Below are 24,354 nucleotides of genomic sequence, written 5' to 3' on the forward strand. Positions count from 1 at the left end.
CCGGCATCACCGCGTCTCGATCGCTCATGGAGCGGTGAGCTCCCGCGGCCGTGAGCCCGAGGCGCCGTCGGAGCGCTTGCGTGCCGCATCCTGCGCGGCAAGAATTGCGGCTCGCCTGACCTTGGCAAAGGCGCGGATCTCGATCTGCCGAACCCGCTCGCTGGAGATCGAAAGCTCGAAGCCGAGTTGGTCCAGCGTAACCGGGCATTCCGCCAGCCGCCTTGCCTCCAGAATATGACGCTCGCGCGCCGTGAGCATGCCCAGCGCAACGCGCAAGGCGTTGGTACGGCGCTCCGTCTGCTCATGATCGGCGAGCACCGTCTCCGCGTCGATCGCCTGATCGACCAGCAACGCTTCCCATTCGGTTCCCTGCTCGTCGTCGCCAACGCGCGCGTTCAGCGACATGTCACCGTTCAGGCGGGAATCCATCTCGATCACCTCACGCGCCGTGACGTCGAGCCTTTCCGCGATCGTCTCGGCGACATCGGGCGTGAGCGCCGCCATCGCGCCGCCCGCGGCTTTCCTCATCTCGCTACGGAGCTTGAAGAACAGCTTCTTCTGCGCTGCCGTCGTACCGATCCTGACCAGAGACCAGGAGCGCAGGATGTATTCGTGAACCGAGGCCTTGATCCACCAAACCGCATAGGTGGAGAACCGCGCACCGCGGCCGGGTTCGAAGCGTGACGCCGCGATGACGAGGCCGAGATTTGCCTCCGCAATCACATCGGCCAAGGGCAGACCGTACCCCTTGTAGCCGCGCGCCACCTTGGCTGCGAGCCGGAGATGGCTCGTGACGAGCGCGTTCACGGCACCGCGGTCCCGCGTCTCCTGCCAGCGGCGCGCAAGCTGCTGCTCGTGACCGGGCTCAAGCAGTTCATAGCGCTTGATGGCGGCGGAATAGGCGCTGAGGAAGGGGAGCGATGGGGCTCCGGCCGCGACAGCCATGGCACCATTCCTCGCGACTTCGTGGCTCTGCATCTGTCACTCCCACATACGAAACCGGCAAGCGGACTCTAGGAAGCCTCCGAAGGAGGAGGCCACTGAATTGAGCGTAACAAACCTGAATTCGCCTTCAGACATTCGGCATGTCACTCGGCATGTCATGGCATCGAGAACATCACGCATCATGAGGGGCATCACATCTGATTAACGGCTTCGAGAGTTGGGGTCCGGGACCGGCATGCGGCGGCTTTGCTCGCCCTCCCGGTCCAGGCAAGGATCTCGATCCGCCCGCCGGGAGCCGGACCGATGATCAATCGAAAGCCATGCAGCTTGACGATGGCAGCCACCAGGCTCAGTCCCAGCCCAACCCCCGGCGTGTTGCGCATCTTGTCGGAACGATAGAATCGCCGCAGCACCGCTTCGCGCTCCTGCGTGCTGATGCCGGGCCCGGTGTCACTTACGCGCACGAGTGCCGTGTCGTCTTCCGACACCAGTTCGAGCCTCACCTGGCCGCCGGGCGGCGTGAACTTGACGGCATTGTCCACGAGATTGGCCATCGCTTCGAACAACAGGTCCCGATCGCCCCACACCTGCACATTGCGATCGATGACGACGCCAAGCCCGATGCCCTTGTCTTCGGCGATGGGCTCATAGACGTCGCACACTTCGCGCAGGATCTCGTCGAGCGCAACGTTACCGAAACCGGCGGTGCGGCGGCTGTTCTCGATCTCGGTGAGGCGCAGCAAGGCGGTGACGATCGCGAGCGACTGATCGATTCCGGCCATTGCCTTGTCCGTGACCTCCTGGAGCTGCTCCAAAGTGGTCGCATGCGTTCGGCCGCGCTCCAGCGCCAGGCGTGCGCGCGTGAGCGGCGTCCTGAGATCATGGGCGATATCGTTGCCGACACCGGCAAGCGCGTTGATCATGGTCTCCATCTCGGCGAGCATGCCGTTGACGATCCTGGCCAGTCGCGCGAACGGATCGTCGGAATTGTCCTCCGGCAGCCGCTCGCGCAACTCCCCGGCCACGATCCGCTGTACCCGCTGGTTCACCTCCTCCACGCGTCTCTGGGCGCGAACACTCAGCCACGCTCCGGCCAGCAGACAGAGGCAGAACGCCGGCAGCAGGCCAAGCGCGAGCGCCTGCCCCACGACACTCGATATCTCGCGCGTCTCATCGACATTCCGTCCCATCACCAGGACATCGCCGTTCTCAAGACGCCTGCCCACGACCCTGATGACCGGTCCGTGGACCGCCGATTTCTCAATGAGGTCGAGCCGCACACCCTGCGCCGCTCCGCCGAGATCGAGTGCGCGCGGCAAGCTGTCGATGTTGCCGGCAAGCCGGGTGCCGGCACCATTGAAAAGTCCCGCGTACTGCACGCCTCTGGAATCCTGCTCGAGATGATCGGAGATCGCTCCGATGCGGCGCGCCGACGGCAAATCTGCGATGAAGTTAATCCGGGTCATGATCATGCGATCGGATCGTGCGATCAGATAGTCGTCGAGCTTCCAATAGGTGAACGCGAACAGCCCGACCACGAACAGTGCAAATGCGGCCGCCACCGCCAGGGCCCAGAGGAACGTGTTCGAACGGATGAACTGAATTTGGCGCATCGAACCGGCACTCGATATTCGTCCGAGATGTGCTCCGCGAGCCCCTGGGTTTCACGCCTCTATGCGCGCGAACGCAGAATGAAGCCGGAGCCGCGAACATTGTGGATGAGCTGCGTATCGCCGGGACCATCGACCTTGTGGCGCAGCCGGCCCATATGCACGTCGATCAGATTCGTCGTTGCCGGAACGAACTTGTAGTTCCAGACCTCTTCGAGCAGCATCGCGCGCGTGAGCAACTGATCGCTCCGGCGCATCATGTATTCGAGCAGGCGGAACTCACGCGGCAACAGGTCGATCTCGCGCTCGTCCCGTCGCGCGGTCCGCTCGATCAGGTCGAGTTCCAGCGGCCCGACATGCAACGTGGTCTCACGGCTGTCCATCGGACGGCGCAACAACGCCTCTATGCGTGCGACGAGCTCGATGATCGCGAACGGCTTGGTGAGATAGTCGTCTCCCCCCATACGCAATCCGCGCACCCGATCGTCCACGGCGCCGAGCGCACTCAGAACCAGCACCGGCGTCCCGACCCGATCCTTGCGCAGGGCCTCGATGACGGTCAGCCCGTCCATTCCGGGCAGCATGCGATCGACGATCATGGCATCCGGACACGCCGCGCGCGCCCGATCGAGACCGTCGACGCCGTCAGGGGCCCATTGGACCTCGAAACCGCGATCGGCGAGTTCGGCGACGATCACCTCGGCGGTTTCGGCATCATCTTCGATCAGAAGAATCCGCGTCATGATCCTGCTCCCACGTTCTGCGAGGCGTTTCGGCCTGCGGCGGAGGAGCACGGGCTCGGCGGTCCGGAGCGTCATGTTCAATGCCCGCCCGCTCTGAACGCGCGGCGCCGCGCCAGCCTGCCATAGGCCACTCGTTGTCTGACGAGATAGTCCTGCGGAGCATGGGGCACCACTAAATAGCGATTCAGGAAGCGCGCCGAGCCCGTCGCCAACAGGGCCAGCGCGATGGCCATACGTCTCGCTGTCGTCGTGATCATCTTCCGCCTCCATTCTGAACTGCGCTTTCATGAACATATGCCTGCGATGCGCTCCCCGTTACTCTCAAGGCAACGGATGTTGCGCATTCGCACGATCGTGCTTGCAGCGCCGCGCCGGGTCACAGGCCGTTGAAATCAGGTGAGCAATTCGTGCATTTGGACGACGCCCGGCCGTCCATACGTTGATGGTGAGCCGCTTGGTCGGCCTGATGTCATCAAAGGAGAAGCCGAAATGACCACTCTCAAACTCTTGTCGACGGGATTGATTGCAGCCGCCGTGCTCGGCGGACCCGTCATGGCGCGCGAGCACCATTCCGTCATGCGACAGCCGGCGATGACAACCGATACGGCCGCACCGGATGCGCCCTTCTATCAGCAGGGAGGCCGCGCCTGCGTTCCCGCGCCGCGCGTCGGCGCTTTCGCGACGGCGCCGTGGACCGGCAACAACGTGCCTTGCGAGCCCGGCACGGGCAGCTTCTGATCACGGCATTTCCTTGGCCGGCCGGGCGCCTCGGTCGGCCGCTCCTCATCGAACGACGGGGGCGGGCTGGAACATTCGGCCCGCCCCTTCTGTGAGCCGCGGCCCCCGCGGCAGGATCACCTTCCCTACCGGTGCGCCTCGTTCCTGAAGTCGAATTTAGTGGGATTGCCGCGCATCGCTCCTACCTCTCCTTTCATCACGAGCCTTGTCATCAGGAGCTTTTGGCGACGGCACGACGCGGAGGCGGACTGCATGGATGACCAGGCAGATCGACACGAAAGGAGTGTCCCATGAAACGAGCAATCATGATTTTGGCAACGGCGGCGCTTGCCTCGACCCTGGCCATCGGCGCGGCCGAGGCGCACGGCGGTGGCGGCGGCGGTGGCCACGGTGGTGGCTTTGGCGGCGGCGGCCACGCCAGTTTTGGCGGTGGTGGCTTTGGCGGCGGACATATGGGCTTCGGGGGCGGCGGCGCGCATTTCGGTGGCATGGCGCGTGATGGAGGCTTTGGCGGCGAACATCTCGGATTCGGCGGTCATGTCGGCAACGGCGGCATCGGCCTGCGCCAACATGCGTTCCACCGCTTTGGTCGCAATCGATCCGGATACGGATTCTACGGCGCCTATCCAGATTGCTACGATTGGTACGAGCTGCACCCCGACCAGCCGTTGCCGCTGAGCTGCAGCTAGTCTGCACACACGGCGCTCCGCCGCGGTCCAGACCTACCGCGAAGGTTGCGGCGCCCGCCCGCTCACGACTTGGCCGAGCCTGGCTCGGCCATTTGCGATGCTGGTTTGCCAGCAAGCTCTAGGAGGGGCGGAAGCCCGGAGGCATCGTTCGCCAGACTTTATCTTTGAGGCAATAGGCACGGGCGCCCTCGGGAATATCTTCGGCGGCGCCGCCCTCATGTTGCTCGTAAAGGAGCGCCGGGAACAGCCTCCCTTTGATCACCTTAATCATATCACCGCGTCGAATGTCCGCGCCGGCTGTTCCCGTCAAAACCGACATGATCCCTCGCGAAGCGCACGTAGCATGCCAAACGAGCTCGTCGACCGGACGGGCTTGCCTGAAGCTATCTCGAAGCAGAACATTCTTCCAATAACCCGAAAGGACTACTCCCTGATCGGGCTGCCCTTGCGGCCTGATGCCGAAGAGTCTGCGAGGATCCGGCTGCGGAGCGCGCGCAAGGCGGCTGGTTCTGAGGAGTTGCGTATCTCGAGTCCCGCGCCGCATTGCCCCCGAGACGACCCACTCGCTTCGCCGGATGGAAGCAGACCTCAGGTCCTAGCTCGTTTCTCGGCAGCAGCGGCCCCGCCAACGCGGTTACAATATAGCGGGGCCGCCTGCCCTGCGGACATCGGTGCTTAACCTGAGCCCGAAGGCCACCAGATTTTACCCCGAGCCGCCGGGAACGCGGACTGGTCGAAAGAGGCACCCATTTCGGAGCGCCCCGGTCTGTCAGACCAGCATCCTGCTTTCGACAGCACCTCTTTCTGAAGCGGAAGTGGCGCGAACGGACCGACTATTCGACGGTCACGGACTTCGCGAGATTCCGCGGCTGGTCCACGTCGGTCCCCATAATCGCGGCACTGTGATAGGCAAGGAGCTGTAGCGGCACCGCGAGAGCCAGCGGCGCCACGATCGGGGGCATATCCGGTAAGGCCAAGACCGAGCAACCACTGGACGCGGCGAGTGAAGCACCTCTCTCGTCGGTCAAGAGGATAATGCGGCCCCCGCGGGCGATCACCTCCTGCATGTTCGACATGGTCTTTTCGAACGTCGCGTCGTACGGCGCAATGACGATGACCGGCAAGCCCTTGTCGATTAGCGCGATCGGTCCATGTTTGAGCTCACCGGCCGCATAGCCCTCTGCGTGAATGTAAGTGACCTCCTTGAGCTTGAGGGCTCCCTCCAATGCCAGCGGATAATTGGTGCCCCGGCCTATGAATAGAGCGTCTCTGGCCCTGGCGATCTCACGCGCGAGCTCATGGACTTTCGGCTCCAGTTCGAGCGCGCGGGCCATATAGTCTGGAATCTCGGCAAGGGTCCGGACGAGCGAGCGCTCTTCTTCGGCCGAGAGCACACCGCGACTGCGACCGGCAGCGATTGCAATGCAGAGCAAGATTGCCAGCTGACAGGTGAACGCCTTTGTCGATGCGACCCCTATTTCCGGACCGGCCAATGTGGGCATTACGATGTGGCTCGAACGAGCCATCGTCGAGGTTTGCACGTTGACGACAGCGAGAACGCGCTGGCCGTGGGTCTTGGCGAACTCCAACGAAGCGAGCGTGTCGGCCGTTTCGCCGGACTGCGACACGAAAATCGCCAGATTGCCCGCGCCGAACGGAACATCGCGATAGCGGAACTCCGAAGCAATATCGATCTCGACCGGGAGCTTGGCGTAGCGCTCGAACCAGTACTTCGCAATCAGACCGGCGTAGAAGGAGGTCCCGCAAGCTACAATCGACACGCGATCGACTGTCCTGAGGTCCGCATCCACGCCTGCCGGCAACCTGATCGTCCCGTCGGGTGCGATATATTGCGCAAGCGTCTGCCCAACCACCTTCGGCTGTTCGTGAATCTCCTTCGCCATGAAGTGGCGGTGCTCGCCCTTGTGAACAATCACGGCGGCACCAGCGATTTTGGCCGACGTACGGCGCAGGCGCGCGCCGTTCACGTCGATAAACTCGATCTGCTCCCGGGTCACGACGGCGAGGTCGCCGTCCTCAAGGTAGGCGACAATGTCCGTCAGAGGCGCGAGCGCCATCGCATCCGACCCCAGGAACATTTCGCCGCAACCGTAGCCGACAGCAAGCGGCGAGCCCTTTCGGGCACCGATCAGGAGATTGTCGTGCCCCTCGAACAGGAAGGCGAGCGCGAACGTTCCGCTCAAGCGCGGGAGCACCTTACGCACCGCTGCGACCGGCTCGTATCCGTTCTTCCGCTCGCGGCTAACGAGATGCGCAACCACTTCGGAGTCGGTCTCGGTCGCAAAATGTGCACCGGCCGCTTTGAGATCATTGCGCAACTCTCGATGGTTCTCGATGATCCCATTGTGCACGATCGCCACACCATCAACCATGTGAGGATGCGCATTCGTCTCATCGGGACGGCCGTGCGTTGCCCAGCGGGTGTGACCAATTCCGATCCGCCCGGCAAGCGGCTCCGAGTCGAGCCGACTCTTGAGGTTCACGAGCTTTCCGACCGCACGACGTCGCGTCAGCGAACCGTCCTCGAGAGTAGCAATACCGGCTGAGTCATATCCGCGATATTCAAGCCGCTTCAGCGCATCCAAAAGAAGAGCAGAGGCTGGGCCCCGCCCGACGACACCAACAATTCCGCACATGGCCTCTCTCCGAGCAACTACCAACGGGCCCACCAAGCGCAACCACGATTGCGGGCAATCTCCTAACGCGACGGCATCGGCCTGGCCCCCTCACCTTTGGCCTGCCCTGCTGCGCATGCTTCGGCGAGACGCTCAAGCTAGCCGCCTCCCGGCCGCCCGCGCGCCTGTCGAATATCGTCGACAACATTGGCGAGTAGTATCGTGGGACGCGAATTCTAGCACGCGCAGCCGCCGATTGTATGATGATGACGGAGTAGACCTCATGCCCATAAGCTCCGCACTTGATCGCTACACCGACGCACGCATGACCAATCGTTCGGTTTGCCGCGGCCCGTTCGAGAGCTCGGCGACGATGCGATTGAGCTGATGAAGCGCCGGGATTTGCGCTGACCGGCGCAGATTGAACGCGAGATGCTCTTTCCGAAACATCGAAAACAGTGAGACTCCTGTAGAGTTCGTTGCCAGCGCGTAATCCACGACGAAGGCAGCAGCGATCTCGGTGAGGTCGCCCCGGTATCCCATCTCGTAAAGGCCGTTCAGTATTTCCTTCTCCGATCCCAGCCTCGCGACAAGCGGATCGACGCTCGAGAATGATCCATACGTGACAAACGTCCTGCGCCGCGCAATCTCCGTCGATCTCTGAAGATTCGGCTCGAGCGGATTATTCGCGATCTGTATCAGCCGATATGGTAGAGATTCATGGAGGTCGTCAATTCCGCCCTCGTTATTGCCCGCAATCGAAATTGCGCGGGCTTTCCCGTCCTGAACGATGCGCTCGACCGCTCGAATGATGTCTTCGCGAACGACCTCTTCGCGGGTGGGACGGTGGAGAGCAAGCACATCTACATAATCCGTGCGAAGTCGCCTCAGGCTATCCTCGATGCTCGTCCTGATCAGCTCGGCCGATAGCGGCACTTTGAAGGGCTTCGATTTCATTGCGGAGAGGCGCGGTCGGATCCCGGGAAACACCGCAAGAGCGGCGCGCGCGATCGGCTTCAGGATCCGCTTAACGGCGGAGGTATCACGCGGGCGCATCCCGACCTTTGTGCAGATATGGACGCTGCCGCGCTTGCTGGATACGAACTGGCCCAAAATAGACTCGGCCATCCCATCGCCATACGAAGGCGCCACGTCGTACCAGGTTATTCCGGCGTCGTATGCGCGCTCGAGCCCCTCGATCCCCCTGCGAGCCCCAACGCGCCCCCCGAGCGACGCGCAGCCGAAACCGATGCTCGATACATTCGCGCCGAGAGCATCAACACGGACCATCTTCATCGCAAGCACCCCTGACCACGCCGTTTGCGCTCAAGTCACCGACGTCGATCGTTCGACAGCGCGTACTCCAAGCCGACGGCCACGTCGGGCAAGCCCGCCGCCGAAACATCTCTGCAGGTTTGCCTGGCTTCATCTTCATGCAAATGGATGATGACGGGGTTCGCTCGGACATTACATACGCTACGCCCCTGGAATTTGAGACAGTGGCGGGGATGCACGGAGTAGTCCGTTCGAGCGGCTGCTGGCAGCTCGGCTCCGCCGCCATCGTCAGGTGTGCTCATTTGCGCAATCGAGATGCGGCGCGATTGAGAGTTAACTTTCTGCGATCGATGGCGCCTTCTTCGCCGTTCGAAACTCCATCTAACTTGGACAGCGAATGTCATCTCGCTCAGAACAAGTTGCCGACGACGTTCTGGTGACCGGAGCTGCTGGCTTCATCGGTTTTCATGTCGCCCGTCGGCTGCTCGACGAGGGACGCCGGGTCGTCGGATTGGACAACATCAACAGCTACTACGATCCCGCCTTGAAGCGCGCGCGTCTCGACATTCTGCGCCGCGATCCGCGTTTTTCCTTCGTGCAGATCGATCTTGGACATCGGTCGACGATGGCCGAGTTGTTCGCAAAACATCGTTTTGCGAGAGTGGTCCATTTGGCCGCTCAGGCCGGCGTCCGGCATTCGATCGATCAGCCGCACGCTTATGTCGACGCCAATCTTGAGGGGTTCCTCAACGTCCTCGAAGGCTGCAGGCATAACGCCTGTGGTCATTTGATCTACGCATCATCATCGTCCGTGTACGGCGCCAATGCCGAGTTGCCATTTTCGACCCGGCATAGGGCCGACCACCCCGTCAGCTTCTATGCCGCGACGAAGAAAGCCAACGAGCTGATGGCCCATTCTTACAGCCACCTGTACCGGCTCCCGGTCACCGGCTTACGATTCTTTACGATCTACGGCCCGTGGGGCCGGCCCGACATGGCGATATTCCTGTTCGCCGACGCGATCGTTAAAGGCAAGCCGATCAAGCTCTTCAACCATGGCAAGATGCGGCGCGACTTCACCTATGTCGACGACGTCACGCGCGTCATCTCGCGGCTGATCGAGCGCGCTCCGGAGGACAACGCCGATGCGGCGGGCGCACCGGCCAAGCTCTACAATGTAGGCAATAACCGCCCGGAAGCGCTGATGCACGTCCTCGAATTGATCGAGAAAGAGCTGGGACGAACCACGGCGAAGGAAATGCTGCCAATGCAGCCTGGGGATGTTCCGGAAACGTTTGCCGACGTTGGCGATCTCATGCGCGATACCGGCTTTTCGCCCTCCACCCCTATCGAAACCGGCATATCCAATTTCGTCCGCTGGTATCGCGACTACTACCGGATATGATTTTTCGAGATCATCTCCCCAAGGGTCAAACCGTCCGCTCCCGATCGATCGGAGTATCGGTTGCAACTTCTGCGCGGCGGTGATGGACGACCAGGCGGAACTTGCGAAGAAAAGAGCGCGGCCCCGGCGGGGGCATTGGGGATTCGCAGGGCCGGGGCCGCAACGCTGCGCCGAAGTGGGCTCCGTCGACGCAACATCATCGTAGTCCTCGAGAAGCAATTGTTCATTCTGAATTCGTGATCATAGAGATCAACGTCGGGGTACCCATCAATGATGATTGAGCCCTCCTAGAATAGCCGCTTGCTATGCGCGCCCCTGCGATGCGAAATCTTGACCGTGATGCGGGGGGCTCGCTGCAGTCATCGGAATGTTCGCGTTGTCCGGAGACATCCATGCCGCGGTATTTCTTTCATATCCACGACGGTCATTCAGTGCTCGACGATGTCGGACTTGATCTCCCCGACATTTCCGCGGCACGGACCACTGCGATCGAACTGAGCGGCGAGATCCTCAAGCACGACGTGATGGACCCACTCCTGCATTACATTTCCTGGCAGGTGGAAGTCAGCGACAGCCCCGAGCTTGGCGGCCGGTCGCTGTTCGTTCTTCAGTTCTCCATCGAGGGATAAGAGACCGAAAACGCAGCTTTGCCGGCGCTTGCGCAATCTGAAGGTGCAATAGTCGCTCGGCTGGGCTTCGGCGAAATGCCCGCATATCGCACTGCAAACAGTGCGAGATGATGTCTTAGCGTTCCCCGGGCACCGGATCCGATCCAGCATGCGCCGGTTTGTCCTGCGCCGAATTGGCGCGGTCATCCTGCGAGATGGCGAGGGCCGCAAGCGCAGTGCGATTGCCGATTTCAAGCTTCTGGAAAATGTTGTGGAGGTGAACCTTGATGGTGCCGTCCGCAATGTTGAGCCGGCGGCCGATTTCCTTGTTGGACAGGCCACGAGAGACCAGGCGCATGATCTGCCGCTCGCGCTCGGTGAGCACCGCGAGCGCACTTTCCGGATTCGGACTGTGCTCGCGAGGCGCGGCCTGATCGGTGGGCGACAACGGAACAACGGTCTGGCCGTTGGCAATGTCTCGCAAGCCCTGCACCACGGCTTGGCCTGTCATCTCCTTGAGAAGGACACTGTACCCGGCGGGGGCGCCCGCCAACACGAGATCATAGTCCTCGCTGGGCGCGAAGAACACAAACCGCGTTGGTCGGCTGTCCGAATGGCTGAGCGAATTGTTCATCAGCGCGGTCAGCTCCGGCATTGCCGCATCCATGATCGCTATGTCGGGCGCAAGCGTCAAAATTGCCTGGATGCAACTCGCAGCATCGCCGCAGGATGCAACGACCTCAAAATCGGATTCTGAACCGAGAACACTTGCGAGACCCTGCAAAACCATTGGGTGTCGGTCTGCAATCACTACAGTCGCACGACGCATCGGGCGCTCCCTAACCTGCCGCCCCCAAAATTCCCGCGATTGAAGCTACAGGCCCCCGCCCTTGCCGCTCCAACATCAATTGATCACCAACAAATAAACTTCGAGCAATTCCCTAAAGTATCATTTGGCGTAGCGGACCTATGAGGCAAATAACCGCACGAGTCTGTGATCGCAATATACATCAAGTTCGCCGGATCAAAGGGCCGTATGAACCCGGTGGTCTGGGCTCACAACCGCTGGAGAGCGGTCTTGCCACTTGGCAAGTTCGAAAGCATCGCGATGGAGCAAGGCTTTCGCGAACGGATTCACCCGCTCAGGGCGAACATTCAAAGGTTGAATCAGTATTCTCTTTCGCCCCCAAGTCAATCTCTGACGGCCGTTCACCAACAGCTTGGGGACCCATCGGCCTATAACCAAAGGTATATAGGCAAAATCGAAAGATCGAATCTAACCTTCAGCAATTATTAACTAAACGGCGCCCGGCTTCTGCAAATCAGAAAAACCGGGCTATGGAATGCTTTGTTCCTTTTCCTGCGTGTTTTTCATTCAAGTTGTGTCATTGCGTTGGTTGCGGAGGGTAAGATGAGGAGGCGGCAATCCTGCAAAGTTGTTTTGATCGGACGAAACATTTTGCTGCGAGAGGGAATTTCTCAAATACTGCATGCGGCAGATTTTCAAATTGCGGTGTCGGCCTCGAGCACCGATGAAGTTACAAGCACACTCCAGGCACATCAGCAGCTCCTGTTTGTGATTATCCACAGCACCGGCGAATTCGATGCAGCCATGAAGCACATCGGATTTGTAAGAGAGAACTATCCGGATGCGCGCGTAGCGATCGTTTCGGACCACTACCGGCCGGATGAGTTGATCGCGGCCTACAAGGCCGGCGCCAGCGGCTATTTCGTCGACGTCAATTCATGCGACGCTTTCATCAAGTCCATCGAACTCGTAACGATGGGCGAGACGGTGTTTCCACCGGCTTTCCTGTCATTCGTGCTCGATAGCGGTTTCGATCGCGAGCCTCAGCTTCAGCCAGTGATCGAAGAGCGATCAAATCTCCTCGTTGCTGCCGAAGAACGGATAGCACCTCATCTGTCACCGCGAGAGCGGGCGATTCTCTCCTATCTGATCGAGGGCAATTCCAACAAGTGCATTGCGCGAAAGATCGATATTGCCGAGGCCACCGTGAAGGTTCACGTCAAGGCGATCCTGCGCAAGATACGGGTCCAGAATAGGACGCAGGCCGCAATTTGGGGAATGAACAACGGATCACTGGTGCGGGTCTCGAATGGTCACGCGCTGCCGTTGTCAATCGATCGGGAACCTACGCTCAGCCTCGTCTCAAGCGACCGCGGACGTCACGAAATCGGCGCCGCAGAGCCGGACTAACCTGGCGGATCGGCCTGACGCCCATCAAGCCCTCGACAAATTCCGGGCGGCGCCTATACGCGCCGCCCGGCTAACCGCGCCGGACTGATCTATCGATCGAGAGGATCAGGACCTGCCCGTGGAGCGGCAACATTTCGTGGGGCGTCTCCTGCATTCAAATGATGCGCGCTGGGACCGAGCGGCTAGAACGCATCGTCGAACCAATAGTCCTGGTCCCCGCAGGAGCCTGGTGACCGGCAAGCATCGAACCTTGTATCGATCGCTTGCCCACCCGGATGATCCGAGCCCCCTGCTTGCCATGGAGCAAGATACGGATGTCTCCGTCCCTCTACACGCGAATTGGCCTGGCCGGCGCCGTGGCCGTCGTGCTTGCATTGGCGGGCATCGCCGCCGCACAGACGCTTGCAAAGACCAAGCTGACTACTGCCAGCAGCATGAACTTGCCCGACTATCTCGTTCCGGTCACCGATCCCGACACCGGCGCCACGATCGTCCGGATAACAACCCCGGGGCCCTTGGGCGCTGGCCTGGCCTGCCAACGAGCCTATTGCACCCACCGATATTCGAGCGCGCAGGCCTGGAACGCCGACCAGACTCTGCTTCTGATCGCCAACGGTTGTAACGGGCTCTGCTTTCTGGACGGACGGACATACGTTCCGCTGTTCCGCCGGCAGCGTGAAGACGAGTGCGAATGGCACCCGCGCGATCCCGAGCGCATGATATGCGTGATCGGGCGCAAGATCTCGCTCTGGACGCCGCGAACCAATGCCGAAGAGATCATGCTGATGGCCGAGGGCTATCGCGGCCTTCAGTTCGGACCGGGCAAGGGCAATCCCTCTCAGGATGGCCGGCGCATCGCCGTGCGAGGCACGCGCGCCGACGGCGTCGTCGTCGCATTCGCGTTTGACCTCGTGAGCCGACAGAAGTTTCCGGATATCGAAGTGGGGAAACTGCCCGGGCGAGACGGCGTTTGCGAGATATCTGCCCTGGGCAGCTACATCAGATGCAGCCGCTGGGTCGACGGAAAGGATGAGGCATTCATCTATACCGTCGCAGGCGATCTGGTGCAGAGCTGGACCGAACATCATCGTCCGAGTCATGGCGACATGGCCGTGGACACAGACGGACGCGAGGTATACGTCGGAATCAGCAAAGCTGATCCCGACATATACCAGGTGATCAAGCGCCGGCTGGATGACGGCGTGGTTACCGCCCTTGCTCCGCGTGGAGAGGCCTCGCATGCGTCCACGCGCGCGATCCACTGGCCCGGCTGGGTGATTCTAAGCTATGGCGGCGATCCAGCCGAGATCGCCCAGCTACCAAAGTTTGCGCCCTTCGCTCGGGAAGTCATTGCTCTGCGAATTGACGGCAGTGGCGAATTCCGACGCATCGCGTACACACGCAACGTCCCGCACGACTACTGGAGCGAGACTCACGGCTCGCCGTCGCCCGACGGTTCCCAGGTGATCTGGTCGAGCAATTGGGGGGTAGCGGGCGGCCCCGTGTTCGACTTCGTAACACGTCTCGATGCCCCCGATCGGACCAGCGCCCTGTCCCGATAATGATCGGCGGCGGCTCCGTCAGGCGTGACCCACACGAGCTAGTGAGCCCGCTGCCGATGTACGCGCTCGCGCCCGGATCGCCTTGTTGGCTGCCTTGATAACCGAGGGACGCAGGATCTGGAGCGCGTCCCGGATCGTCGCCCCCCAGGACTGGTGGCGAAATCTTCCGCGCAATCTTGCAACCCGCAATGCACGCACGACCGTTTCGGGATCCGGAAGCCCTTGCTTGTCCTCGACCAGGCTCCAGGTCAGATTCTTGAGATCAAGGGTCTCCTCATCGATCTGAGAGAACGATTTGGAAGCGGTAATGTTCGCGTGGTCCGTCATATCGTAGAAGATCAAGCCGTCGTCGATCGCCACCATGTCGCCATGACAGGCGAGGTCGACGAAGAACAGCTGGTCCACTCCCCACCGGATCGACTTGTAGTTTCGCATCAGACAACCCGCCTGGATGACCTCGCTGTTGATCAGCAGGGTCGACGGAACAATTCCCAGCACCCGGGTCTTGCCGACCAAATAGAGATCCGTCAGGCACTGCTGGCTCGAATACAGCGTGACCTGCCCTCCCCGGCGGTATTTTATGCCTTCATCCTGAACGAGATGAGATGTGGAGGTCATGAACGCAGCGGTGGGGTACGTCCTCGCCAATTCCGCAAAAGTCTCGAGCGATCCCGGCACCAGCCAGTCGTCGTCATGCAACACTTTGATCCAATGACCGCGGCATGCGAGCATTGCGCTGTTCGTATTCTCAACCTGGCCCCGTCCCCGGTGGTTCTGGACAATTCGAATACGGGAATCGCTCCGAGCGTATTCAGACAGAATGCTCCAACTGACGCCTTTGGGACCTTCGTCGTCGCTGATCACCATTTCCCAGTCGGCGTAGTTCTGCTGCAGCACGCTTTCAATCGTACGGCGTATCATATCCGGTCGACGGAAGGTTGGTATGGCCACCGAAATCATGGGGCGGGCGTCCGGATCTCGAATGCCCTCCGACCCGTCGTGCTGCAACAGGTTCATCGCTTTTCCCTCAAGCTCAGTTCATGTCATTCAAGCAGTCGACCCTGACGAACCCGCGATCCGCTCCGCAGAAAACCGACCTCATCGCGTTGCACCGTGTCCTTCTTGACAAGCAGTGAACGTCAAGACCGACCGAATTACACACGACGAACGCTAGGTAGCGGCATGGGACTGGTCATCCTTCATTCGCATGACGATGATCATCCCCAGACGCGAGGTCTCGAAGCGGTCAGCTAGGTCGGCAAGATCACGGCGGGACCGGGAGATCCAGAATCGAACGATCGATACCATCATGCAAATGAAGGATGGCCGGGCGCTCCGGTCAGCCTAGGCTCTGCCGAGCAGCTAACCGCTAGAGATGGGTGGCCCCTTGCACAAATTGCATCAACTGCTCGCTCGAATTCAAGAGGAGCCCGACAAGGCTCGATTCCTGCTATCGCGCGGACTGTGGGTGAGCGGACTGTGCCGCTTTATCACCTTCGGCTTTCCTGCCGGATACAGAATGCGTTTCTATCCCAGCTCCATGTCCGCAGGACTCTGGCGCAACCGGAACCTTCGCGCCGAAGACGCCGACTTCGTCGGATCTTACCTGCAGCCCGGAGAAACCTTCGTCGATGTCGGCGCAAATGTCGGACAGTTGAGCCTCGCGGCCGCTATGCGCGTTGCCCGGTCCGGACGAGTCATCGCTATCGAAGCACATCCGCGCATCTGCAAATACCTGCTGGGCAACATTCGCCTGAACGGATTGACCGTCGAGGTCCACAACACGGCGATCGGCAGCACGGAAGGCGAGCTCGTCTTCACGGACTTTCGGAGTGACGACATGAACTTCGCATGCGCTACTCCTCCGGCCGGCATCGCGGCGCTCCGAGTTCCAGTACGAACGCTCGATTCGATCGTCGGAAATCGGGCGATCGATCTCCTGAAGGTCGATGTCGAAGGGTTCGAAGTCGATCTTCTCAAGGGCGCCGCCCAGACCATTTCCAATTGCCGATGTCTGTACATAGAGGATTCTGAGCTCAACCTTCGGCGGGCCGGCACCTCGCGTGCGGAGCTGTATGACCGACTGACCGATCACGGGTTTGAGCTCTTCCATCTCAGGGCGGGACGACTGGAGCCGGCGTCTCCTGACGTACCCGGACCGGACGACGATAACCTTATCGCCGTCAGACCATCCGCCTTGTCGGATTTGCTCGCGCGGACCGGCCTTCGGCTTGCACAGCTCACGTCCCCATCGCCTGTAGATCGGCGTCTCCCGTCGGCGCGGCTTGCGTGAGCATCCATCATCCGCCCACAAGCCACGCGCATCACAGCTGGGTTCCGGCCCCACGATCGGGCTCCATGCGTCGTCTATTCCGCAAGCACGAGCTGTTCATGCAAACTCTCCTTCGATTCCGCGACACTTCAGTCAGCGTCATGCGAACGAATGATGGCGCGCACCCCTCTCCATCCTACGATCGAATCGAAATAGATCGCACCGTCGTCGCGACGATCTTGCCGTTTTTGAAATGAATTCTGGACCGAGGAAGTTCTTCATGGCCGCGAAACCGGCGACCGGTCCGACGCGGACAAGGGCTCTTGTTCGTGCAGCGGCGGGCGTCTCCGCCCTCGCACTCACCGGCCAGCTCATGCTCGTAGCGGCCATTCCCATCCTTACCCGGCTCTATTCGCCGGAGGATTTTGGAATATTCACGATCTATCTCTCAATCGTAAACATCGTCGGCGCGATAGCCGGACTTCGCTTCAGTACGTCTCTGTATGTGGTTGAGGACAGAGCTCACGCGCTGGTCGCGCTCAAGCTCACGCTCGTGGCGGTCTGCTTTACGACCTCTGTTGTGCTAACCGCGGGATACCTGCTGTCGGACGTGGTGCCAGCACGACTGCAACATCTTACCTACCTCGTACCCATCGGGATGGCTGCGGTCGGCGTTGCCGACGCAATGAACTGCTGGTGCTTGCGCTTCAATCATATGCGTGACTTCGGCATGGGCCGCCTGATCCTGCCGGCGTCGATGGCAGTGCTCCAGGTGAGCTTCGGCCTCGCGCACCTCGGGGACGGCGCAATGATCCAAGCCCACATCCTGAGCCAGGCTGTGTTGATCGCATTTCTCTGCGTCCGGCTCCTGAAATGGGAGGACATCCGCCGCATCGCGCAAGCCCCGTGGGGTTCGGTCGCGGCGACGGCGCGGCGAGAGTACAAATTTCCCCTGTTCGAGCTGCCCTCGGCCCTTGCGGGATTCGCGATCATCAATCTCCCCGCAATTTTCATAGGCTCGCTATTCGGTACCGCATTCGCCGGGCATTTTGGCGTCGCCGCCCGTCTCGTGACCGGTCCGGTCACCCTGATCGCCTTGCCGCTCAGCAATGTCTTCGTCGCCGAGGCCAGCAAAGACTTCGACCGTCATCATCTGCTCGGCACCGCATGCGGCCTGTTGGTCGTTGCGGCCGGCCTGATCGTTCTGCCGGTGCTCGGCCTTGGATTTATCTCCCCCTACGTCGTCGTTCCGCTGCTCGGAGAATCCTGGATACCTACGGGGCAGATCATGGGCGCCTTGGCGCTGATGTGCGCCGCACAAGCCTTGTCGACGCCCATTCAGGAAGTTCCGACTCTTTTTCGCCGTCAGGAACTGCGTCTGCTGGTTGATCTGGTGCGGGCCGTGTTTGTATTTGGCCCACTTCTCATCGGTGCTCACCTCGGCCTCGACCCGTTGCAGGTGATCTACATGATGGCCGCCGGAGGAGCTACCGGCTACGCCCTGGGAATTATCGTGGCGCTGTTTCTCTTGAATGGGCCTGGCGGCGCGCGGACGTCGGGCGCACCGATCAATGGGCCTGTGTGACCCAGAGGGTCGAAAGAGCACGCCCCGAACTTCGCGTCCGCTCGAGGAGGCGGCACATGGACAACAGACGCGCTGGAGCGAAAATAACCAATTTCCTGGGCGCGACCATGTGCTTCATGCAAATGAATGATGAGAGGATTTTCAACGTCTTCATACTCCAATTTTGGAGCTCGGTCAGTCGGTTGCATGCCAATGAAGCTACGGCCATTGATTGATACAGGCGAGGATTTGGCTTCTCCGCCCTCGTGCATTGTGGCGGCGGCGCCGCCCGTGCTTTTCCTACTGCCCGGCTCACTTGGTTATGGAGCCAGCCTCGCCGCCCTGACAGCCTCAATCCGCGAAATTGCACATGTCGTTCCGATCCGCTACCCGGATCTCGGCAAGATATTGCAGGGTCAGGACAGCGTTTGCGATATGGCTGCTGCTGCCGTGGAGCAGATCAATCGCATCCAGCCGCGCGGCCACATCAGACTTCTCGGTCATTCCCTCGGTGGGGCGGTCGCCTTCGAGGTCGCGACGCGAATGTTTGCCGCCGGCCGCTCGGTGAAGTTCTTCGGAATTCTCGACACCAGCCTCATGGGCGAGCGCAGTTCTGCATGGGAGACGTTGACCCGCACGATCCGTCGAATCCGCAACAACCGGGTCACCGCGCCCCGGATGGTCTGCCGGGCCCTCGCCAAGGCAACCGTCGCGATCGGCCATGAAGCTAACCTGGCCCGGATGCTCGATCGCCGCGCGAAGGGGCAGTTCGATCTCACGTCTTTCAGGCTCAAGCAGGAATTGCAGGAAGTCTTGCGCGCGAAGGCCTACTTCCGCTGGTTGGCGGAGCCGAAATCGATGCTGCCGTTCTCCGCCGTTCTGTTCCGATGCCAGCGAAAGAAGATGCCGCAAACTCTGGGATGGGATCGTGCGTTTGCCCAGATCGATGTCGTCCCAAGCGCAGGCACTCACACCGATCTGGTCATGCCGCCTTACCTCGCGATGAACTTGCACCTCGTCCAGAAGGCGCTGTCGCAAACCTACTCACCGGCCGAGTTTCCCCAGATAGAGGCGGATTGTTCAAGTGACCTTGCAAGCAGCCCACAGCCAAACCGAACCCGCGTTCAGTAAAGACGCCCTGGTCCTGGATGCGCCATTGGAGGTCGCGCGCATCGTCGCGTTCTTGCGCGACCGTGTCCTTGGCGTGCTTGGCCGACGCGGAGCCATCGTCGGACTTTCCGGCGGCATCGACAGCTCGGTGGTCGCAGCGCTCTGTGCGCGCGCATTTGGAAATACGAAGGTCCTCGGTCTGCTGATGCCCGAGCGCGACTCGTCGTCCGATTCGCTGAGGCTCGGCCGGGCCGTTGCCACGCAACTGCGCCTCACGACGGTTGTCGAAGACATCGCACCGGCGCTCGAAGCATTGGGCGCATACCGCCGGCAGCGAGAGGCGATCCAAGCCGTCGTACCCGAATACGGAGCCGACTGGAAATGCAAGCTGGTACTCAGCTCGGGCTCGGAGAGCGCCGGCATCAACATCACCCGTCTGACCGTACAAGACCCGGACGGCGAAACCTCCACCGTGCGTCTTCCGCCCGAGGTCTACCTGCAGATCGTTGCTGCAACCAACTACAAGCAACGGGTCCGCAAGATGACCGAGTACTATCACGCGGACCGTCTGAAATATGCCGTGATAGGTACGCCAAACCGGCTCGAGCACGATCAGGGCTTCTTCGTGAAGCAGGGTGACGGGGACGCGGACGTCATGCCGATTGCGCATCTCTACAAGAGCCAGGTCTACCAACTGGCCGAATACCTTGGCATCGACGACGAGATCAGGCGACGGCCGCCGACGTCTGACACGTTCTCGCTGCCGCAGAGCCAGGAGGAGTTCTATTTCGCTGCCCCCTATCGATTGACTGATGTTTGCATGTACGCGGTCAACCACGGCATTTCCGCCGACAACGTGGCCGAGGCCGTAGGTCTGGCGACAGCGCAGGTGCAGAAGGTCTTCAAGGACATCACTTCCAAGCGTCGGGCGACGCGCTATCTTCACAGCCCGCCTCTACTCGTTGATGCGGTAATCGAGGACTAGACGGCATGTGCGGCATCGCCGGCATCGTGGCGCTGAGTGCGAACGCTCCGAGTCCTTCGCGGAGAGCGCTGTTGCGGATGACCGGGGCGCTTGCACATCGCGGGCCAGACGAGCGAGGCCTCTACCGGGACCAACGCGCGGGCCTGGCGCACGCCCGGCTCTCGATCATCGACATAGCGGGCGGACAACAGCCTCTCTCCGATCCCGGCGGGCCCGCCTGGATCGTGTTCAACGGCGAGATCTTCAACTATGTCGAGCTGCGCGAGCAGCTGATCTCGCTCGGCCATCGCTTCCGCACCCGCAGCGACACGGAGGTCGTGATTCAGGCCTATCGCGCCTGGGGCGAGGCAGCATTCGAACGGATGAACGGCCAATGGGCCCTTGCCATCTGGGACGCCTCCGCCGGCCGCCTCGTCTTGTCCCGTGACCGGACCGGAATCTGTCCGCTCTATATCTGCAACCATCAAGGCCAACTCTACTTCGCCAGTGAGATCAAGGCCATCTTCGCGGCAGATCCGGCAATCCCTCGGGCATTCGATCCAGCAGGCATCGACCAGACCTTTACCTTCTGGAGCACCGTGCCGCCGCAAAGCGTGTTTCAGGGGATCACGGAAATTGAACCGGGACACGTCCGCAGTTACGTGCGCGGCGCGGTCCGGGACCGCGCATTCTGGACTCCGCGCTATGCGACCCGGTCCGACGAGCATCGCGTTTCGTCCGCCGGCTGCAACGATGATGTGATCGATGCCGTGCGTGGCGCATTGGAGGCGGCTACGGCGCTCCGAATGGTGCGGTCCGACGTCCCCGTGGGAAGCTATCTCTCCGGTGGCCTCGACAGTTCGCTTGTTGCGGCATTGGGGAGCCGGTTTGCGGGCAGGCGCTTCCAGACGTTTTCCGTGCGCTTTTCCGACGCTGAGTATGACGAGACCTCCTATCAACGCCTAATGGCACGCACGATTGCGAGCGAGCACCACGAGCTCATGGTCTCGCGGCAGGATATCGCCGAGGTATTTCCCAAGGTCATCTATCACACTGAGCGGCCAATTCTGCGGACCGCCCCTGCACCGCTGTTCCTGCTCTCAAAGCTCGTGCGCGAGCGCGGCATCAAGGTCGTGCTGACCGGCGAAGGCGCAGATGAGATGTTCGCCGGCTACGATGTGTTTCGCGAAGGCAAGATCCGCCGCTTTTGGGGTCGCCAGCCGGCCTCAACGCGGCGCGCCGCCCTCCTGAGCCGGCTCTATCCCTACATCTCGCGATCGCCGGTCCACATGCAGGCCATCGCGCTAAAGTTCTTCGGACACGGCATTTCTGCCCCGGATACGCCCGGCTTCGCTCACTCTCCGCGTTGGCGCAGCACCAGCGCGATCAAGCGCCTGTTCTCCGCAGACATGCGCGCGGCGACTTCGCGAGCCGACCCGGTGACCGAACTGCTCGATCGTCTGCCACCGGATTTTTCCCGCTGGACGCCGCTCGCACAAGATCAGTACCTCGAGACCAAGACGCTCCTGGCCGGGTACCTGCTCTCCTCCCAGGGAGACCGGATGCTGATGGCGCACTCGGTCGAGGGACGCTTTCCATTCCTTGACGACGACGTCGTCGAGCTCGCGAACTCCCTTCCCGACGCCTGCAAACTTCGTATCCTCGACGAGAAGCACGTCCTTAAGCGTGTAACACAGTCGCAGGTTCCACCAGAGATCGTCACACGCAAGAAGCAGCCCTACCGGACCCCCAATGCGCTCTGCTTCGTCGACAATGCCCCCCCTTATGTCGACGAAGCGCTCTCAGGCGCAAGCGTCCGCGCCGCCAACATCTTCGACCCGGTGGCGGTCGAACGGCTGCGCACCAAGTGCCAAGCCCATGCACTCGCCGGCAATGGCGACCTGTCCAACTTCGACAACATGGCGCTCGTCGGCGTCTTGTCCACTCAGCTCCTGTTCCAGCAATTCGTCGCGGACCGGCCGGAAGCACCGCATCGCCTCGAGCTCAGCGTGGACGTCGACCACCAGGACGTACCGGGAGTTTACGCATGATCAATAATCCTGTGCCGCTCCTGCACGATTACCTGATCAACTCGGCCCATCAAAACGGCGCGAAGGTCGCGCTCGTATGCGACGGTCATCGGGTCACCTACGACCAGCTCGAGGCGTGGTCAAATGCGGTCGCGCACCACCTGGTCGAGGCCGGCGTCGAGCGCGGCGATCGTGTGATGATCTTTGCCGACAACACCGTCGAGGCAGCCGTCAGTTTCTGGGCCGTCCTCAAGGCCAACGCGATCGTATGCCTCATCAATCCTCTCACGAAACCCGACAAGCTCGGCTATCTCCTCAACGACTGCCAGCCGACTGCGCTCATTACGCAAACGCGCCTCTATGCGACGTTCCGCGAACCTGCACGACATTGCCCGTCCTTGCGCCGCGTGATCGTGTCCGGCGCAATCGACGACGCGGATTTGAACGCACTGCCGCATGCCGTGCGATGGAGCACTGTAACGGCCACCGAGCAGGACGCAGCACCCGCGCGCCGCTGCATCGATATCGATCTCGCCGCCATTGTCTACACCTCGGGCTCGACCGGCGAGCCCAAAGGGGTGATGCTGACGCACCGGAACATGATGACGGCGTGTACGTCGGTTTCGTCGTATCTGGACGTCCGTGACGATGAGGTGATCCTCAACGCTCTGCCACTCGCCTTCGACTACGGCCTGTATCAGATGATCATGGCCGTACGCGCCGGGGCGCGCCTTGTTCTCGAACGCTCGTTTGCTTTCCCCGCCGAGACGCTCCGGCGTATTGCAGAAGAGAGAGTGACGGGTTTTCCCGGCGTGCCGACGATGTTCTCGACTCTGCTGCAGCTTGAGTCGTTGAAGAGTTACGATCTATCCAGCATTCGCTACGTGACAAGCACCGGTGCCGCACTGCCGGTCCGGCACCTGGTGCAGCTGAGACACACGTTCCCCGGCGCCCGCATCTACTCCATGTATGGTCTTACCGAATGCAAACGCTGCACCTACCTGCCGCCGGAGGATCTCGATCGGAAGCCGTCGAGCGTAGGAATTGCCATCCCGAATACCGAAATGTGGATCGTCGACGAGCGTGATCAACGGGTCGGCGCCGGCATCGCCGGACAGCTGGTGATCCGCGGTGCGACCGTCATGAAGGGCTATTGGCGAAAGCCCGAAGCTACTGCGAAGAAACTCAAGCCCGGACCGCTTCCCGGCGAGCACGTGCTTTACACCGGCGACTACTGTCAGATGGACGCCGACGGATATCTGTACTTCGTCAGCCGGAGCGACGAGGTCATCAAATCACGCGGCGAGAAGGTCGCGCCCAAAGAGGTGGAGAGCGCTTTGCTGGACATTCCCGGCATAAGGGAAGCGGCAGTTGTCGGCGTTCCCGACGATCTGCTCGGCCACGCGATCAAGGCCTTCGTGGTCATCGACCAGGCGCGGCCGATTGACGCCAAGCAGATCCAGCGAGAATGTCAGAAGCGCCTCGAGAGTTTCATGGTCCCCAAGTACGTCGTTATCGTGCCGGAACTGGCGCGCACGGATACGGGAAAGATCAACAAGAGAGAGCTCATCACGGGATAGCTTGTGGACGACCAATCGACGCACCCGCTTTCATATGGAGCACCAACGCAATGACACTGGTCTTGGCACCCGACCGCTGCAAGGAGCAAATCCGCGCTTTTCTGACATCGAATTTCTACATCAGCGACATCGCGGCGCTGAACGACGACGCTTCCCTGCTCGACCAGGGGATCATCGATTCGACCGGAGTGCTCGAGGTGGTCGGGTTCATCGAGACGACCTTCGGCATCGCCGTCGACGACAATGAGATCCTGCCCGAGAATCTCGATTCAATTCGGGGCATGGCACGTTACATCGCCAGCAAGGTTAACTTGGCCGCCGATACCTGACCGACCGGCGCGTTCGGCAAGCGGAGGAAACGAGCTGTCCTGTGACTCGATCGCGGCTTGGCGCCCCGGGGCTTCA

The 24,354-nt window shown here is 61.1% G+C and carries 23 protein-coding genes; 14 read left to right on the top strand and 9 right to left on the bottom strand.

Features of this window, described 5'->3' with window-relative positions:
• Positions 1 to 24: 24 nt before the first annotated feature.
• The 4 genes from rpoH to AB7Z56_RS29475 form a co-directional block, all read right to left on the bottom strand.
• Entirely contained in the window at positions 25 to 945 is a 921-nt protein-coding gene (gene rpoH / locus AB7Z56_RS29460) for an RNA polymerase sigma factor RpoH (protein WP_063986517.1), read from the bottom strand.
• Positions 946 to 1,136: 191 nt separating this feature from the next.
• Positions 1,137 to 2,558: a sensor histidine kinase gene (locus AB7Z56_RS29465; RefSeq protein ID WP_063984309.1), complete on the bottom strand. Its 1,422-nt coding sequence runs from the start codon at positions 2,556 to 2,558 to the stop codon at positions 1,137 to 1,139.
• 59 nt (positions 2,559 to 2,617) lie between these two features.
• Positions 2,618 to 3,298, bottom strand: coding sequence for a response regulator transcription factor (locus AB7Z56_RS29470; protein ID WP_014496376.1), 681 nt, complete (start codon positions 3,296 to 3,298; stop codon positions 2,618 to 2,620).
• Positions 3,299 to 3,375: 77 nt separating this feature from the next.
• Complete coding sequence (locus tag AB7Z56_RS29475) at positions 3,376 to 3,555, bottom strand: hypothetical protein (RefSeq protein WP_166097357.1); 180 nt, start codon at positions 3,553 to 3,555, stop codon at positions 3,376 to 3,378.
• A gap of 232 nt (positions 3,556 to 3,787) precedes the next feature.
• On the opposite strand from AB7Z56_RS29475, the gene AB7Z56_RS29480 reads away from it, so the two are divergent.
• Positions 3,788 to 4,036, top strand: coding sequence for a hypothetical protein (locus AB7Z56_RS29480; protein ID WP_063984310.1), 249 nt, complete (start codon positions 3,788 to 3,790; stop codon positions 4,034 to 4,036).
• Positions 4,037 to 4,326: 290 nt separating this feature from the next.
• A complete protein-coding gene (locus AB7Z56_RS29485) occupies positions 4,327 to 4,725 on the top strand; it encodes a hypothetical protein (RefSeq protein WP_063984311.1) in 399 nt (132 codons plus the stop codon).
• A 118-nt stretch (positions 4,726 to 4,843) separates the two neighbouring features.
• Here AB7Z56_RS29485 and AB7Z56_RS29490 read toward each other — a convergent pair whose 3' ends face one another.
• The 3 genes from AB7Z56_RS29490 to AB7Z56_RS29500 form a co-directional block, all read right to left on the bottom strand.
• A complete protein-coding gene (locus AB7Z56_RS29490; protein ID WP_063984312.1) occupies positions 4,844 to 5,044 on the bottom strand; it encodes a hypothetical protein in 201 nt (66 codons plus the stop codon).
• A 514-nt stretch (positions 5,045 to 5,558) separates the two neighbouring features.
• On the bottom strand, positions 5,559 to 7,382 hold the full coding sequence (gene glmS, locus AB7Z56_RS29495) for a glutamine--fructose-6-phosphate transaminase (isomerizing) (RefSeq protein WP_063986518.1): 1,824 nt from the start codon (positions 7,380 to 7,382) through the stop codon (positions 5,559 to 5,561).
• 288 nt (positions 7,383 to 7,670) lie between these two features.
• Positions 7,671 to 8,657, bottom strand: a complete 987-nt coding sequence (locus AB7Z56_RS29500; protein ID WP_063984313.1) for an aldo/keto reductase — start codon at positions 8,655 to 8,657, stop codon at positions 7,671 to 7,673.
• 376 nt (positions 8,658 to 9,033) lie between these two features.
• On the opposite strand from AB7Z56_RS29500, the gene AB7Z56_RS29505 reads away from it, so the two are divergent.
• Both AB7Z56_RS29505 and AB7Z56_RS29510 read left to right on the top strand, forming a co-directional pair.
• Complete coding sequence (locus tag AB7Z56_RS29505; protein WP_166097372.1) at positions 9,034 to 10,041, top strand: NAD-dependent epimerase; 1,008 nt, start codon at positions 9,034 to 9,036, stop codon at positions 10,039 to 10,041.
• Between the two features lie 392 nt (positions 10,042 to 10,433).
• A complete protein-coding gene (locus tag AB7Z56_RS29510; RefSeq protein ID WP_028147263.1) occupies positions 10,434 to 10,670 on the top strand; it encodes a DUF6894 family protein in 237 nt (78 codons plus the stop codon).
• Positions 10,671 to 10,785: 115 nt separating this feature from the next.
• Here the strand turns inward: AB7Z56_RS29510 and AB7Z56_RS29515 are convergent, their stop codons facing one another.
• Entirely contained in the window at positions 10,786 to 11,478 is a 693-nt protein-coding gene (locus tag AB7Z56_RS29515; RefSeq protein ID WP_084795225.1) for a LuxR C-terminal-related transcriptional regulator, read from the bottom strand.
• Positions 11,479 to 12,060: 582 nt separating this feature from the next.
• Between AB7Z56_RS29515 and AB7Z56_RS29520 the strand changes: the two genes are divergently transcribed.
• Complete coding sequence (locus AB7Z56_RS29520; protein WP_063984316.1) at positions 12,061 to 12,867, top strand: LuxR C-terminal-related transcriptional regulator; 807 nt, start codon at positions 12,061 to 12,063, stop codon at positions 12,865 to 12,867.
• Positions 12,868 to 13,181: 314 nt separating this feature from the next.
• Entirely contained in the window at positions 13,182 to 14,429 is a 1,248-nt protein-coding gene (locus tag AB7Z56_RS29525; protein WP_231144509.1) for a hypothetical protein, read from the top strand.
• A gap of 18 nt (positions 14,430 to 14,447) precedes the next feature.
• On the opposite strand, the gene AB7Z56_RS29530 is transcribed toward AB7Z56_RS29525, so the two are convergent.
• On the bottom strand, positions 14,448 to 15,446 hold the full coding sequence (locus AB7Z56_RS29530; RefSeq protein ID WP_063984317.1) for a glycosyltransferase family 2 protein: 999 nt from the start codon (positions 15,444 to 15,446) through the stop codon (positions 14,448 to 14,450).
• 370 nt (positions 15,447 to 15,816) lie between these two features.
• Here AB7Z56_RS29530 and AB7Z56_RS29535 point away from each other — a divergent pair, with 370 nt between their 5' ends.
• The 8 genes from AB7Z56_RS29535 to AB7Z56_RS29570 all read left to right on the top strand — a co-directional run bounded on the left by AB7Z56_RS29535 (position 15,817) and on the right by AB7Z56_RS29570 (position 24,278).
• Positions 15,817 to 16,722 carry an FkbM family methyltransferase gene (locus tag AB7Z56_RS29535; protein ID WP_231144508.1) on the top strand — a complete coding sequence of 302 codons (906 nt, stop codon included), beginning with the start codon at positions 15,817 to 15,819 and terminating at the stop codon, positions 16,720 to 16,722.
• Positions 16,723 to 16,981: 259 nt separating this feature from the next.
• The gene (locus AB7Z56_RS29540) at positions 16,982 to 18,286 is read left to right on the top strand and encodes a lipopolysaccharide biosynthesis protein (protein ID WP_063986520.1); all 1,305 of its coding nucleotides are present in this window, start codon (positions 16,982 to 16,984) and stop codon (positions 18,284 to 18,286) included.
• A 56-nt stretch (positions 18,287 to 18,342) separates the two neighbouring features.
• Positions 18,343 to 18,501: a hypothetical protein gene (locus tag AB7Z56_RS29545; protein ID WP_354177529.1), complete on the top strand. Its 159-nt coding sequence runs from the start codon at positions 18,343 to 18,345 to the stop codon at positions 18,499 to 18,501.
• Positions 18,494 to 19,396 (top strand): thioesterase domain-containing protein, encoded by a 903-nt coding sequence (locus tag AB7Z56_RS29550; protein ID WP_441256692.1) that lies wholly within the window; start codon positions 18,494 to 18,496, stop codon positions 19,394 to 19,396. The genes AB7Z56_RS29545 and AB7Z56_RS29550 overlap by 8 nt, the downstream gene beginning before the upstream one ends.
• Positions 19,350 to 20,360 carry an NAD(+) synthase gene (gene nadE / locus AB7Z56_RS29555; protein ID WP_354177527.1) on the top strand — a complete coding sequence of 337 codons (1,011 nt, stop codon included), beginning with the start codon at positions 19,350 to 19,352 and terminating at the stop codon, positions 20,358 to 20,360. The genes AB7Z56_RS29550 and nadE overlap by 47 nt, the downstream gene beginning before the upstream one ends.
• Positions 20,361 to 20,365: 5 nt before the next feature.
• Entirely contained in the window at positions 20,366 to 22,390 is a 2,025-nt protein-coding gene (asnB, locus tag AB7Z56_RS29560) for an asparagine synthase (glutamine-hydrolyzing) (RefSeq protein ID WP_354177526.1), read from the top strand.
• Entirely contained in the window at positions 22,387 to 23,949 is a 1,563-nt protein-coding gene (locus AB7Z56_RS29565) for a class I adenylate-forming enzyme family protein (protein WP_354177525.1), read from the top strand. The genes asnB and AB7Z56_RS29565 overlap by 4 nt, the downstream gene beginning before the upstream one ends.
• A gap of 50 nt (positions 23,950 to 23,999) precedes the next feature.
• Positions 24,000 to 24,278, top strand: a complete 279-nt coding sequence (locus AB7Z56_RS29570) for an acyl carrier protein (RefSeq protein ID WP_014496395.1) — start codon at positions 24,000 to 24,002, stop codon at positions 24,276 to 24,278.
• The last annotated feature ends 76 nt before the right edge of the window (positions 24,279 to 24,354 follow it).

Origin of the sequence: Bradyrhizobium sp. 482_C4_N1_8 (assembly GCF_052075965.1) — a bacterium.
Lineage (GTDB): Bacteria > Pseudomonadota > Alphaproteobacteria > Rhizobiales > Xanthobacteraceae > Bradyrhizobium > Bradyrhizobium barranii.